15 protein-coding genes and 1 pseudogene are annotated in these 13575 nt (G+C 62.3%); 1 reads left to right on the top strand and 15 read right to left on the bottom strand.

Translation table 11 applies throughout. The features are described 5' to 3' along the window. Window positions 1–7: 7 nt before the first annotated feature. The 13 genes from NMG80_RS27535 to NMG80_RS37095 form a co-directional block, all read right to left on the bottom strand. Window positions 8–646, bottom strand: coding sequence for an SGNH/GDSL hydrolase family protein (locus tag NMG80_RS27535; RefSeq protein ID WP_254021024.1), 639 nt, complete (start codon window positions 644–646; stop codon window positions 8–10). Beyond that, on the bottom strand, window positions 643–777 hold the full coding sequence (locus NMG80_RS37100; protein WP_301943394.1) for a hypothetical protein: 135 nt from the start codon (window positions 775–777) through the stop codon (window positions 643–645). The genes NMG80_RS27535 and NMG80_RS37100 overlap by 4 nt, the downstream gene beginning before the upstream one ends. A 14-nt stretch (window positions 778–791) precedes the next feature. Next, complete coding sequence (locus NMG80_RS27530) at window positions 792–2201, bottom strand: pyruvate dehydrogenase complex dihydrolipoamide acetyltransferase (RefSeq protein ID WP_254021023.1); 1410 nt, start codon at window positions 2199–2201, stop codon at window positions 792–794. Window positions 2202–2219: 18 nt separating this feature from the next. Then, window positions 2220–3650, bottom strand: a complete 1431-nt coding sequence (locus NMG80_RS27525; protein ID WP_254021022.1) for a pyruvate dehydrogenase complex E1 component subunit beta — start codon at window positions 3648–3650, stop codon at window positions 2220–2222. Window positions 3651–3665: 15 nt separating this feature from the next. Beyond that, window positions 3666–4712: a pyruvate dehydrogenase (acetyl-transferring) E1 component subunit alpha gene (gene pdhA / locus NMG80_RS27520; protein WP_254021021.1), complete on the bottom strand. Its 1047-nt coding sequence runs from the start codon at window positions 4710–4712 to the stop codon at window positions 3666–3668. Between the two features lie 172 nt (window positions 4713–4884). Continuing rightward, on the bottom strand, window positions 4885–5208 hold the full coding sequence (locus NMG80_RS27515; protein ID WP_254021020.1) for an FtsB family cell division protein: 324 nt from the start codon (window positions 5206–5208) through the stop codon (window positions 4885–4887). Between the two features lie 198 nt (window positions 5209–5406). Beyond that, window positions 5407–6681, bottom strand: a complete 1275-nt coding sequence (gene eno / locus NMG80_RS27510) for a phosphopyruvate hydratase (RefSeq protein WP_254021019.1) — start codon at window positions 6679–6681, stop codon at window positions 5407–5409. A 403-nt stretch (window positions 6682–7084) separates the two neighbouring features. Further along, a complete protein-coding gene (locus NMG80_RS27505) occupies window positions 7085–7450 on the bottom strand; it encodes a PRC-barrel domain-containing protein (RefSeq protein WP_254021018.1) in 366 nt (121 codons plus the stop codon). Between the two features lie 186 nt (window positions 7451–7636). Then, window positions 7637–7840: a dodecin family protein gene (locus NMG80_RS27500; protein ID WP_254021017.1), complete on the bottom strand. Its 204-nt coding sequence runs from the start codon at window positions 7838–7840 to the stop codon at window positions 7637–7639. A 102-nt stretch (window positions 7841–7942) separates the two neighbouring features. Continuing rightward, a complete protein-coding gene (kdsA, locus tag NMG80_RS27495) occupies window positions 7943–8773 on the bottom strand; it encodes a 3-deoxy-8-phosphooctulonate synthase (protein ID WP_254021016.1) in 831 nt (276 codons plus the stop codon). Then, window positions 8770–9693, bottom strand: a complete 924-nt coding sequence (locus NMG80_RS27490) for a VOC family protein (RefSeq protein ID WP_254021015.1) — start codon at window positions 9691–9693, stop codon at window positions 8770–8772. Before NMG80_RS27490 ends, kdsA begins: the two co-directional genes overlap by 4 nt. A gap of 189 nt (window positions 9694–9882) precedes the next feature. Continuing rightward, window positions 9883–10173, bottom strand: a complete 291-nt coding sequence (locus NMG80_RS27485; protein WP_254021014.1) for a Dabb family protein — start codon at window positions 10171–10173, stop codon at window positions 9883–9885. 106 nt (window positions 10174–10279) lie between these two features. Further along, entirely contained in the window at window positions 10280–10414 is a 135-nt protein-coding gene (locus NMG80_RS37095) for a hypothetical protein (protein WP_301943393.1), read from the bottom strand. A 246-nt stretch (window positions 10415–10660) separates the two neighbouring features. On the opposite strand from NMG80_RS37095, the gene NMG80_RS27480 reads away from it, so the two are divergent. Continuing rightward, complete coding sequence (locus tag NMG80_RS27480; RefSeq protein WP_254021013.1) at window positions 10661–11917, top strand: class I SAM-dependent methyltransferase; 1257 nt, start codon at window positions 10661–10663, stop codon at window positions 11915–11917. Here the strand turns inward: NMG80_RS27480 and NMG80_RS27475 are convergent. After that, window positions 11918–12131: pseudogene (locus NMG80_RS27475) on the bottom strand (2',3'-cyclic-nucleotide 2'-phosphodiesterase); the annotation flags it as partial. It lies immediately after the preceding gene. A gap of 128 nt (window positions 12132–12259) precedes the next feature. After that, on the bottom strand, window positions 12260–13525 hold the full coding sequence (locus tag NMG80_RS27470; protein ID WP_254021012.1) for an NAD(P)/FAD-dependent oxidoreductase: 1266 nt from the start codon (window positions 13523–13525) through the stop codon (window positions 12260–12262). Window positions 13526–13575 lie beyond the last annotated feature (50 nt).

Genomic DNA, 13575 nt, shown 5'->3' with positions numbered 1-13575 from the left:
TGATTCTCTAGAGTTCCAGCATAACGCGCACGATTGGCGCCAATGCCTGCCCGATTTTCCGCGTGTTCTCTGCGTCGAGATGGACGCCGTCGAGTGGCGTGGTCTCGGCCACCGAGCCCGCATCGAAGAAGCCGCAGCCGACCTCGTCGGCAAGGACAGAATATTGCGGCGCCAGGCGCTTCGACGCTTCATCGCCGCCGGCGAACATTTCTTTGAATTCGGCGTTTTCCGTGCGGCTGACGGCGGGCGGCGCGACGATCAGGATCTGCGGCGACGGCCAATCGAACGGGTAGTCGTGACTGCGCACGATATCGATCAGGCGCTGCATGCCTTGCTTGGCGGCGACCGGATTGCCGTGAATCCATGGCTTCATGTCGTTGGCGCCGAGCATGATGATGACCAGGTCGATCGGCGCATGCGTCATCAGGATCGTCGGCAGCACTCTTGCGCCGTTACGGTCGGCGCCGGCCAGATGGTCGTCGAAAGCTGTTGTGCGGCCGTTCAAGCCTTCGGCGATGACCTCGATACCGCCTCCCAACGTCGCCTGCAGCACACTCGGCCAGCGGTCCTTGAGCGGGTGGCGATCCAGACTTGCCGCATCATAGCCCCAGGTCAGCGAATCGCCGTAGCAAAGGACTGTCTTCATGCGTTTGCCCCACTCCTGCCAAAGCCTGCTTGTGCGCGCTTTACCCGCCAGCCCACGAACAGCCATTGCACGATGATTGTCACGATGCCGGAAAGGCTGAAGGCAAAAAGGCTGGTGAAGAGTTTCCGCACCGCCTTGTTTCCTTCTAGATCAGCATGCCCATCGGGTTTTCGATCATGCGCTTGAAGGCGACGAGCAGTTCGGCGCCGAGCGCGCCGTCGACAGCGCGATGATCGGTCGACAATGTCACCGACATGATGGTCGCGATTTTGATCTCGCCGTTCTTGACCACCGCACGCTCCTCGCCGGCGCCGACCGCCAGGATCGTCGCATGTGGCGGGTTGATGACGGCGGCAAAGTCCTTGATGCCGAACATGCCGAGATTGGACACTGCCGTGGTGCCGCCCTGGTATTCTTCCGGCTTCAGCTTGCGGCTGCGGGCACGGCTGGCAAGATCCTTCATCTCATTCGAGATGACGGACAGCGTCTTTTCGTCGGCGCGCCGGATGATCGGCGTGATTAGCCCGCCGGGGATCGACACGGCGACACCGACGTCGGCATGCTTGTGCTTGACCATGGCGCTCTCGGTCCATGACGCATTGGCATCCGGCACAGCCATCAGCGCCTTTGCCATCGCTTTGATGACCATGTCGTTGACCGACAGCTTGTAGGCCGGCGTTTCACCCTTGTCGGTCTTCTTCACCGGGGCGGCGGCATTGATCTGCGTGCGCAGGGCCAGAAGTGCATCGAGTTCGCAATCGAGCGTCAGGTAGAAATGCGGGATGGTGGTCGTGGCCTCGACCAGCCGACGCGCAATGGTCTTGCGCATGTTGTCATGCGGGACAAGCTCGTAGGAGCCGTCGGCAAACAGTTTTAGCACCTGGTCGTCCGACATTGGCTTTGGCGCGACAGCCGGAGCCGGAGCGCCGGCAGGTGCGGCTTTCGCGGCTGGTGCCGCCTTGGCGCCGCCACCGGAAATCGCTGCGTCGACATCGGCCTTGACCACGCGGCCATGCGGGCCGGAGCCGGTCACCGCGGAGACATCGACACCGGCTTCCCGGGCGATGCGACGGGCAAGCGGCGAGGCGAAGGTGCGGCCGTCCGACTCGCTGATCTCCCCCCTTGTGGGGGAGATGGCCGGAAGGCCAGAGGGGGGCGCCTCGCTCCTTGCGGCTGGCGGGACAGCGCCCCCCTCTGTCGACTTCGTCGACATCTCCCCCACGGGTGGGGAGATTGGCGCCCTGTCCTGCGTCGCCTCGGCCTTTGCCGGCGCAGCGCCGTCGCCGCTTTTCGCGGCAGCCGCCGCATCTTCGCCTTCGGCTGCGAGCACGGCGATCAGCGCGTTGACCTTGACGCCTTCGGTGCCGGCCGGAACGACCAGCTTGGCCACCGTGCCCTCATCGACGGCTTCGACTTCCATCGTCGCCTTGTCGGTCTCGATCTCGGCGATCACATCGCCCGGCGAAACCTTGTCGCCCTCCTTGACCAGCCACTTGGCAAGATTGCCTTCTTCCATCGTGGGCGACAGGGCCGGCATGGTGATGTTGATCGGCATGTTTTCCTCCCGCCCTGCTCAGCGATATGTAACGGCTTTCACCGCCCCGACGACCTCGCCGACATTGGGCAGCGCCAGCTTTTCGAGGTTTGCCGCGTAGGGCATCGGCACGTCCTTGCCGGCAATGGTGATGACCGGCGCGTCGAGGAAATCGAAGGCGCGCTGCGACACCTGGCTGGCGATATGATCGCCGACCGAGCTCTGTGGGAACCCTTCTTCCACCACCACCAGCCGATTGGTCTTCCTGACCGAGGCGATGATGGTGTCGAAATCGAGAGGGCGGATGGTCCTGAGGTCGATGACCTCGGCATCAATGCCCATGCCGCGCAATTCGGCTTCGGCCTTCACCGTGTAGGTCATGCCGATGCCGAAAGAGACGATGGTGACATCCTTGCCCGACTTGTGGATCCGCGCCTTGCCGATCGGCAGCACGAAATCGTCCATCTTCGGCACGTCGAAAGACTGGCCGTAAAGGATCTCGTTCTCGAGAAAGATGACCGGGTTCGCGTCGCGGATCGCGGCCTTCAGCAACCCCTTGGCGTCGGCGGCGGTGTAGGGCATCACCACTTTCAGGCCGGGAATGTGGCTGTACCAGGCGGCATAGCACTGCGAATGCTGGGCGGCGACACGGGCGGCCGCGCCGTTCGGCCCGCGAAACACGATAGGCGCGCCCATCTGGCCGCCGGACATATAGAGCGTCTTGGCGGCGGAGTTGATGATCTGGTCGATCGCCTGCATGGCGAAGTTGAAGGTCATGAACTCGACGATCGGTCTCAGGCCGGCCATCGCCGCGCCAACGCCGACGCCGGCAAAACCGTGTTCGGTGATCGGCGTATCGACGACGCGCCTCGGCCCGAATTCCTGCAGCAGCCCTTGCGTGATCTTGTAAGCGCCCTGGTACTCGGCGACCTCCTCGCCCATCACGAAGACGTCGCCGTCACGGCGCATCTCCTCGGCCATCGCGTCACGCAGCGCCTCGCGCACAGTGGTCGAGACCATTGCCGTGCCGGCCGGGATGTCAGGATCGGCGGCTGCCTTCGTGGCGGGTGCAGCGGGAACGGACGCCTTCGGCGCCTCGCCGGCATCCTGCGGCGCGGACTTCGAGCCTTCCTCGGCTGCGTCGGTGCGCTGCCCGCCGTCTGAAATCGCATCCTGGGTGGAAGCCGGTGCAGCCTTGGCCTCCTTGCCGATATCGGCGGCGCTCTCGCCGTCCTCCAGCAGCACCGCGATCGGCGTGTTGACCTTCACGCCTTCGGTGCCCTCGGCAACCAGGATCTTGCCGAGCGTGCCTTCGTCGACCGCTTCGACTTCCATCGTCGCCTTGTCGGTCTCGATCTCGGCGATGACGTCACCGGCGACAACCTTATCGCCCTCTTTCTTCAACCATTTGGAAACATTGCCCTCTTCCATAGTCGGCGAGAGAGCGGGCATGAGAATTTCGATCGGCATGTCCTTGCCCTCTCGTTACAGTACGATGTCGGTCCAGAGCTCGGACGGATCCGGCTCTGCGTCGTTCTGGGCAAATTCGGCGGCGTCGGCGACAATGTCGCGAACCTCCTTGTCGACGGCCTTGAGCTCGTCCTCATCGGCCCACTTCTTGTCGAGCAGGCGCGCCTTGACCTGCTCGATCGGGTCACGCTCGGAGCGCATCTTCTGCACTTCTTCCTTGGAGCGGTACTTTGCCGGATCGGACATCGAGTGGCCGCGATAGCGGTAGGTCTGCATTTCGAGAATCAGCGGCCCCTTGCCGGCGCGGCACCATTCGGTGGCGAGATCGCCGGCTGCCTTGACTGCACGGACGTCCATGCCATCGACCTGGATACCGGGGATCTTGAAGGAGGCGCCGCGCTGCGAAAAATCCGTCTCGGCCGACGAACGCGATACCGAGGTGCCCATGGCATAGCGGTTGTTCTCGATGATGTAGATTACCGGCAGCTTCCACAGCGAGGCCATGTTGAAGCTCTCATAAACCTGGCCCTGGTTGGCGGCGCCGTCGCCGAAATAGGTCAGTGTCACATTGTTGTTGCGGCGATAACGATTGGCGAAGGCGAGGCCGGTGCCGAGCGAAACCTGCGCGCCGACAATGCCGTGGCCGCCGTAAAAATGCTTCTCCTTGGAGAACATGTGCATGGAGCCGCCCTTGCCCCTGGACAAGCCGCCGCGGCGCCCGGTCAACTCGGCCATGACGCCGCGCGGCGAAAGTTCCATCGCCAGCATGTGACCATGGTCGCGGTAGGCGGTGATCATCTGGTCGCCATCGACCAGCGCCATCTTCATGCCGGTGACAACTGCTTCCTGGCCGATATAGAGGTGGCAGAATCCGCCGATGAAGCCCATGCCGTAGAGCTGGCCGGCCTTTTCCTCGAAGCGGCGGATGAGCAGCATGCGCCGGTAGGCGTCAAGCTCCTCATCCTTGGTGAAGTCGACAGGTTTGGGGGCTGAAAGCCCTGCCGATTTGCCGTCGGATCTGGGTTTGGTTTTGGCAGGCGCTTTTCTGGCGGCGGTGGCCATGCATCACTCCCTGTTGGCGTCTCTTGCGGACACTGAGGGAGATCAGTTCTCCCCACCGATTTGGCAAAGGCTAACACGCGAGAAAGCGTTTCGCCATGCTGAAAAATGCATGGCTGACATGCGTCTAAGCGATTAAAATCGTTGAAAATATCGGCGATTAACTTGAATTTGGTTATCTTACCGTGGCCGGTAGCATGATGGTGATTTCATCGGCGTGGGACACATTGAGCGCCTTGCGCGCCTGCTCATCGAGCATGTCCTTCTCCAGCGTGCCCTGATGCATCAGCTGAACACGCCGCTGCAGATCGAGCCGGCGCGCCTTGACGGTATTGAGCTTACCTTGCAGGTCGACGGCTTCGGCTTGCAACCGATACTTGGAATAGATGCCGAATTCGCCGTGGTAAGCGTGAAAGCCGAAATAGGCGAGGAACGCCACGCAGAGCGAGGGGATGATCAGCCGACCGGTATTTCTCTGCTTGTGCTGACGTGTCCACATGATCCAAACCCCTTAGAGCGCCGCGCGTCGTCTTGGGCGCGCAAAGGATGCCCTAACACACTGCGACCTGGCCCTTTCTCGCCCGATTGTGCTTAATGGACGGTTACGGACGACCGGATCTGGCGGTGTTGAACAAAAAAGGCGAGAATGCCCCGCCCCTTCGTTTTCGGATTTTCTGGGTTTCGGATTTTCTGCGGCTCAGCCCTTCACGATCGACTTGCCGGCGTAGAGCGCCTGCTTGCCGAGTTCTTCCTCGATGCGGATGAGCTGGTTGTACTTGGCCATGCGATCCGAGCGCGACAACGACCCCGTCTTGATCTGCCCGCAATTGGTGGCGACCGCGAGATCGGCGATGGTCGAATCTTCGGTTTCGCCCGAGCGGTGCGACATGACCGCGGTGTAGCCGGCCTTGTGCGCCGTCTCGACGGCGTCGAGCGTTTCGGTCAGTGAGCCGATCTGGTTGACCTTGACCAGGATAGAATTGGCGACGCCCATGCGGATGCCGTCGCGCAGCCGCGCCGTATTGGTGACGAACAGATCGTCGCCAACCAGTTGGGTCTTGTTGCCGATGAGGTCGGTCAGCGTTTTCCAGCCGTCCCAGTCGTCTTCGGCCAGCCCGTCCTCGATGGTGATGATCGGATAGTCCGCGGCGAGCTTGGCCAGATACTTGGCCTGGGTCTTCGGATCGCGGGTCTTTTTCTCGCCTTCATAGACGTAGTTGCCGTCCTTGAAGAATTCGGTCGCGGCGCAGTCGAGGCCGAGCGCAACCTCGTCGCCCGGCTTGAAGCCGGCCTTCTCGATCGATTCCATGATGAAATCGAGCGCGGCGGGCGCGCTTTTCAAGTTAGGCGCGAAGCCACCCTCGTCACCGACATTGGTGTTGTGGCCGGCGTCCTTCAGCCGCTTCCTCAGTGTATGGAAGATTTCCGAGCCCCAGCGCACCCCGTCACGCAGTGTCGGCGCACCGATCGGCAGGATCATGAACTCCTGGAAATCGATCGGGTTGTCGGCATGGGCGCCACCGTTGATGATGTTCATCATCGGCACCGGAAGCACATGCGCCTTGGTGCCGCCGACATAGCGGTAGAGCGGCAGGCCAGCCGCTTCCGCCGCAGCCTTGGCCACCGCCAGCGACACGCCAAGGATCGCATTGGCGCCGAGGCGGCTCTTGTTGGGCGTGCCGTCGAGCTCGATCATCGTCTGGTCGATGTGGATCTGGTTCTCGGCTTCCATGCCACCGATCGCTTCGAACAGCTCGCCATTGACGGCCTCGACCGCCTGCAGGACGCCCTTGCCGAGGTAGCGGGCGCCGCCGTCGCGCAGTTCTACCGCCTCATGCGCGCCGGTCGAGGCGCCGGAAGGCACCGCGGCGCGGCCCATCGAGCCGTCTTCGAGCACGACGTCGACCTCGACGGTTGGGTTTCCGCGGCTGTCCAAGATTTCACGCCCGACAATGTCGATGATGGCAGTCATTGCGATGTCCCCGATTGATCTGACGAAGCGTCGCGCACGTCTTAGCCAAAGTGCTGCAAAACGCAATCGTGGCGTCCGCAAATAGTGCCGCCACGCCCGTCATGCCGGTTCACGACGGACAAACTTCTGTCATCAAAAGTCATCTCTGTCATAGGTCTTGGCGGCGCGCGGCTTTCTGGTTTATGCTCACAGTCGCGCGGGGCGAAACAGGAGGAGTTTCGCCATGTCTCAGTTGAGCGGTATTGTGAGTTTGTTCCTGATCGCGGCGGCGTTTTTGACGTCGTGTGACACTCAGCAGCCTCAACAGGGCGCGGTAGAGTTGTCGACCCTTGCAGCGAAGTAGATATCCTGCAGAAAAGGCCCCCGGTTCAACCGGGGGCCTTTTGATTCCGGCAGAGCAAGGTCAATGCCAGTAAGGCTCGACCTTGTAGTAACTGTACGAAGCATCACGCGCGGCCTGGCCGTCGGCGCCTGTCAATTCGTTGATCGAATAGGCGGGAGCTGCCTTCAGTTGCTCCTTCGTGAACGGCACGACGTAGCCGCCCTTGTCCTCGTCATAGTCGAGGCTCGCCCACGGAATGGCGTGGTACTTCTCGCCGATGCCGAGAAATCCGCCAAAGCCGATCACGGCAAACATGATTCCGTTCGACAATTTGTCGAGCATGACATCCTCGATGTCGCCGATGTGCGTGCCCTCCGTGTTGTAGACGGAAGTGCCGATGACCCGCGAGGCAGCGATGGCTTCAGTGTGTCCTGTCTGGGTTGTCATTGTGTACTCCTCGTTGTCGTTGATGCTATGCCTGACAATGAGGGGGGCGGGTGAAGGTTCCAGACTTTTCGACGCCAGAGCGGGATGCGTTCAAATTGGACTGAGCATCCCGCTCTACCTATTCTGTTTTAGCCGCATTTCTGCAACGTCAAGTGGTTCCACTTGGCTGCAAAGTGCTCTAGCCGATCACTCAGCGAGGATGAAGGTGACCTTCATATTGACGCGATACGCGGAGATCTTGCCGTCCTCTACAACCACCTTCTGGTCCTGAATCCAGGCGCCTTCGACGTTCTTCAAGGTCTTTGCGGCGCGCGCAATCCCCAGTTCGATGGCATCCTGAAAGCTCTTCTCCGACGATGACGTGATTTCGGTGACGCGGGCGACGGACATGGCTTCCTCCTCCAAGGCACTCTGTTGCCTCGGCAGCGTACAACCGGCACCAGTTGATCACAAGTCTAGGGGCCGGGACTTAGGCCCGGCCCGTCAGCTTGCTCAGCCCTTGGCGACGCGATCGAATGCCATCAGCCTTTCGAGCAGCGCCCGAAGGTCCTTCAGCGGCACCATGTTGGGACCATCGGAGGGGGCGTTGTCGGGATCCTGATGCGTCTCGATGAAGACGCCGGCGATACCGACCGCAACCGCTGCGCGCGCCAGCGTCTCGACGAAGCGCCGATCACCACCTGACGAGCCGCCCTGCCCGCCCGGCTGCTGCACCGAATGCGTGGCGTCGAAAATCACCGGCGCGCCGATCTCGGCCATGATCGGCAGGGCGCGCATATCGGAGACCAGTGTGTTGTAACCGAAGGACGCGCCGCGCTCGGTGACCAGCACGTTGGCGTTGCCGGAACCGGTGATTTTGGCGACAACGTTCTTCATGTCCCACGGTGCGAGGAACTGGCCCTTCTTCACGTTGACGACCTTGCCGGTTCTTGCCGCCGCGATCAGCAGATCCGTCTGGCGGCTGAGGAAAGCCGGGATCTGCAGGATATCGACATGCGGCGCCACATGCGCGCACTGTTCCTCGGTGTGGATATCGGTCAGGATCGGCAGCGAAAACGCCTTGCGCAAATCGTCGAAGACGGGCAGCGCCGCATCGAGCCCGGCGCCGCGCGTGCCGCCAAGCGAGGTGCGGTTGGCCTTGTCGTAACTGGTCTTGTAGACGAGGCCCAGCCCCAGCTTCTCGGTCAGTTCCTTCAGCGCGCCTGCCATGTCGAAGGCGTGCTGGCGCGATTCAAGCTGGCACGGGCCGGCAATCAGCGACAGCGGCGCGGTGTTGCCGAAGACGACATTGCCGACGGTTACGGACGAATTGGGCTTGCTCATGCTTTCTCCTGGAAAACGAAGGCCGCACCCTGCCCGGATGCCGGCCGCACGACAATATCATCGCCGCGTATGTCATGTTCGACGGAACTGGCTGCAAGCAGCTTGGCGACCGTGTCGGCGAAACGAACTGAACAGACGATCGCCGCGAAGCGGAGTTCCGATGGCCCGCCGGCAGGTATGCCGAAGCGCGTTTCGAAAGCAACGGGGTCAAGCAGGGTCAAGGTTGCGTTCGGCAGGCCAAACGCCGTGCCGATCCCCTGTCCGGCAGCCCGACTGCGCGTCGCGATCGAAATCAATCGGTGCTGTTCGGATGGCTCGGTGCTGACCGCCACCACTTCGATGATGCCGGTTGCGCCATTGGAGTGGATCTGCAACGCGGTGCGGTCTACTTTCGGCGCATTGATCCGCTCGCAGGCGAACAGGAATGCGTCCGTCGCCCCGGTGCCGGAGGCGAAGGCCAGTTTGAACGATGCCGTGTCGCTGTTTCCCGCCGGGTCGGTGAAGGCGCGCGAAAAGCTCAGCATCTCTCCAGCCGACAGGCCGGCTCCGACATAGCGTGCGTGGTCGGCATCGGCATTTTGGGTGCCCAAGACAAGAGCTGAAAATCCCTCGTTGCCGCAGCTGTCGCGATAGGCACGATCGCGCGCGACGAAGACGTTGCCGTCGGCGATCGCTTTCACCGCCCCTTGCGCATTGCCCACTGCCAGCGGCTCGAGATAGGTGCCGTCATCTAGGAAGACGCAGCAGTTTTCCGTGCCGAAAGGATGGATGCCGGTCGGCGCCACGACAAAGCCAAGCGAAACCAGCCGCGCCCGCGCCACATCGAGGCTCGCGGTCGGCAGCACAAGATGGTCAAGCGGATAAGCGCCGGGCGGACAAGCGCCGGGCAAATGAGGGCGTGCTGGTATCGTCTCGGTCATGCCGGCGCGGTGTGCATCATTCCGGAAGTTGGTTCAAGAGCCCTCGCCTGACACGCAGGGATTTCATAGCGGCAGCGGTCGTCGCGAAGGCTGTTCTTGCCCATGCGGCTCGGGCCAAAGCGGCCGGGCGCTGATCCGACCGAACCAACCCCCGCAGACGGGGTCGCTCCTGCTTCGGTCAGTTTCTCTTCAAGTCGCAGCCACAATGTCCGCCGAATAGCGCAGTTCGCGCAGCGGTTTGACCTGGCTGGTCGCCTCGGCATAGAGCGGGTGCGCCTTGTAGGCGGCCAGAGCGGCGTCATCCTCGAACTCGGCATAGACGACCACGTCGATCTCGTCCGAAAGCGGGTCGACCTTGGTGTTGAGCGTCACCTCGAACAGACGGGAATGGGGGATGCTGCCCAGCGTCAGCAAGCCCGTGCGTACGGCCTCGACATCCTCTTTGTGCCGTGCGCTGAAGAAAACGATATGCCGGATCAACCCCAGCCTCCTCGATCGATGTGCAAGCGTGTTTTGTGTGGGCGACACGATCGCGTCAACCGGCAACGATGTCGCGGCGACAACGCATTGGGGGTGGAAAAGAACCCTACACCATCCCGGTGATGTAGCGCACGATGCGCGTTATCTCCCTGACCGTGGTGTCGAGATAGCGGCCCTGATTGTAGAGTCCGTCCCAGATCAGGAAGAACGTGACGGCGCAGATGACGATGACATAACGCATGGCTAAAACTACTGCATCTGGGTGGCTGCAACCATAGTGATTCCGGCGTTGATCAGCGCCCTCCCCCAAAATCTATCCATTGATCCATGTTCGCTTGCCTTGGCTCTTGAAGTTCCCTTTGATGGCATGAAAGATTGCTGCAGGGATTCATCGGGAAGCGGCATTCGCGCCCTGGCGAATGAACTGCGAGAGAGTGTGGAAACCGGCGATTTTGTGCCGGCGCCGCAGAAGTCCCGGGGGCGTGACATGGCTCACAAGGAAGACACCAGCGTTGCGTCGGGCGACGTGGTCAAATTGGACGAATTCAATTTCGCCGAGATCGTCAAAGGCCTGCCGGCCAAGGCGCGCATGGTGCTGTCAGCGGCGATGAACCTGCCGCGTGGCTCGCTCAAGGTGAGGATGCCGGACGGGCGCGCCGTCCTCGTCGGCGGCAAGGGCCCGGGTCCGGACGCCGAACTGGTGCTCAAGAACTGGCGCTTGCCCGGCCGCGCCTTCACCGGCGGCACCATCGGCATCGCCGAATCCTACATCGACGGCGACTGGGACAGTCCCGATGTGACCAGTTTCCTGGAACTGTTCGTAGTCAATTCAGAAATCGGAGAGCGTATCGCCGGCGGCGCCAGTTGGCTGATCAACGCCGTCCAGCGTGTCCGCCACTGGTTCAACCAAAACACCCGCACCGGCTCGAAGCGCAACATTTCGGCGCATTACGATCTCGGCAACGCGTTTTACAAGGAATGGCTGGATCCGAGCATGACCTATTCGTCGGCGCTCTATGCGGCTGGCGCCAACGATCTGGAAAGCGCGCAAGCCGCCAAATATCGCGCGCTGGCCAAGGACACGGGCATCGGCGCGAACGACCACGTGCTTGAAATCGGTTGCGGCTGGGGCGGCTTTGCCGAATTCGCGGCGCGCGAGATCGGCTGCCGCGTCACCGGGCTGACGATCAGCCGCGAGCAGCATGATTTCGCCCGAGCACGCGTCCAGAAGGCTGGATTTGCCGACAAGGTCGACGTCAAGCTTCAGGACTACCGCGACGAAACCGGTTCCTACGACCGCATCGCTTCGATCGAGATGTTCGAGGCGGTCGGCGAAAAATACTGGCCTGTGTTTTTCGGCAAGATGAAGGATTGCCTGCGGCCTGGCGGCACCGCCGGCCTGCAGATCATCACCATCAACGAGAAAGCCTACGATACCTATCGCGCCCGGCCGGATTTCATCCAGCGTTACGTCTTCCCGGGCGGCATGCTGCCGACGCCGTCGATCCTGAAAACGCTCGGTAAAGACCATGGCCTTGCTCATCTGTGCGAGCGCATTTTCCCGGACGACTATGCCCGCACGCTCGCCGAATGGCGCCACCGTTTTTGGGGGTCATGGGAAAAGATCGTCCCACTCGGTTTCGACGACCGCTTCAAGAAGCTCTGGGAATTTTACCTGCACTATTGCGAAGCCGGCTTCCGCGCCAGCTACATCGATGTCCGCCAGGTGGTTTACAGGGCTTAGGGCGTCCGCCGACGGGTTGATCGTGCCCTGGCCGATGAGGTAGCGCGCAATCACGTCGCGGTGGTGTCCGGTGCCTCGTCGATGATCTTCGAGGCGTTGATCTGCGAGAATTGCCGCCGCCGGCGCGGTAGTTATTGGTGGCGACGACCAATTTCGGCATGGGATCAATTGGTTCTCCGTCGAACATCAAGTCGATGATGCGGTTCGAGCCGGCTCCTGTTCAGCGACGTGCCAGCCTTCAACAGCGTGCCAAGTCCTGCCCGAAGCAGAGCTTCGCGCCTGAATCCGGTCGAGTCCATCAGGAACAGATGACGTGCGGATGAATGTGCGCGGGCGGAGACGTCAGTTCCTGTCGTCGTCGCCTTGGGTGATCAGCCGCGCGCTGCGCTGCCCTGTCACGTAGATCCATAGCCAGCTCAGCGAAACCGCAAGCCGGTTACGGAAGCCGATCAGGAAATAGATGTGCGCCAGGCCCCAAAGCCACCAGGCCGGCCGGCCGGTGAGCTTGATCCAGCCAAAGTCGATCGCGGCGGCGCGCTTGCCGATCGTCGCCAGATCGCCGTCATGCTTGTAGCGGAAAGGCTGCGGGGTTGCGTCGCCGGCAAGCCGGGCCTCGATCGTCGCGGCGACATGCCGGCCCTGCTGCTTGGCGGCCGGTGCTACGCCGGGCACCATGCGGCCATCCGGCCGCAGGACGTGTGCAGCGTCACCGACGACGAAAATCTCCGGGTTGCCCGGCACGGTCAGATCGGGCTCGACCAGCACCCTGCCCGCGCGGTCCGCTGCCGCCCCCAGCCATTCGGCGGCCGGCGAAGCGGCGACGCCTGCTGCCCACAGGATAGTCCTGGCCGGCAGATGCGTTTCACCGAAGACGACACCCTCCGCGTCGCAACGTGTCACGGGCCGACCGAGTTCGACCGTCACGCCAAGCCGCTCGAGCGCCTTGCTGGCATAGTCGGAGAGTTCAGGCGCGAAATTGGGAAGGATACGATCACCGGCCTCGATCAGCACCACGCGCGTCTGCCGCGTATCGATGTTGCGGAACTCGCCGCGCAGCATCTCGTGCGCCAGTTCGACAATGGTGCCGGCCAGTTCCACGCCTGTCGGTCCGCCACCCACGATCGCCAGTGTCAGCAGCGCCTGGCGCTTGGCGGGATCAGTCTCCCGCTCGGCCCATTCGAAGGCGAGCAGAATGCGCCGTCGAATGGTGGTGGCGTCCTCCAGCGTCTTCAGCCCCGGTGCGAAATTCTCCCATTCGTCATGGCCGAAATAGGCGTGGCGGGCGCCGGTGGCAAGCAGCAGCGTGTCGTAGGCGACCGCGTCGCCATCATCGAGCAGCACTCGTTTGCCGGCGCGGTCGACACCGCTGACGGTGGCGAGCAGTGTCGTCACATCCTTGCGCTTGCGCAGGAGATGGCGGATCGGCCAGGCGACTTCCGAGGTCGCCAACGCCGTAGTCGCCACCTGATAGAGCAGCGGCTGGAAAAGATGATGGTTGCGCTTGTCGATCATGGTGATGCGCACCGGCGCACCGTCAAGCGCGCGGGTGAATTCGAGCCCGCCAAAGCCGGCCCCGACGACGACGACATGATGCCTGGTTTCGTTCATCTCATTCACTCCGGGAGCAGGTTGGCCGGGAGAGCAGGTGCCGTGAGGGC

This window comes from Mesorhizobium escarrei, assembly GCF_935825525.1.
In the GTDB taxonomy this organism is placed as follows: Bacteria; Pseudomonadota; Alphaproteobacteria; order Rhizobiales; family Rhizobiaceae; genus Mesorhizobium; species Mesorhizobium escarrei.
This window is presented reverse-complemented; position numbering and strand designations above follow the sequence as displayed.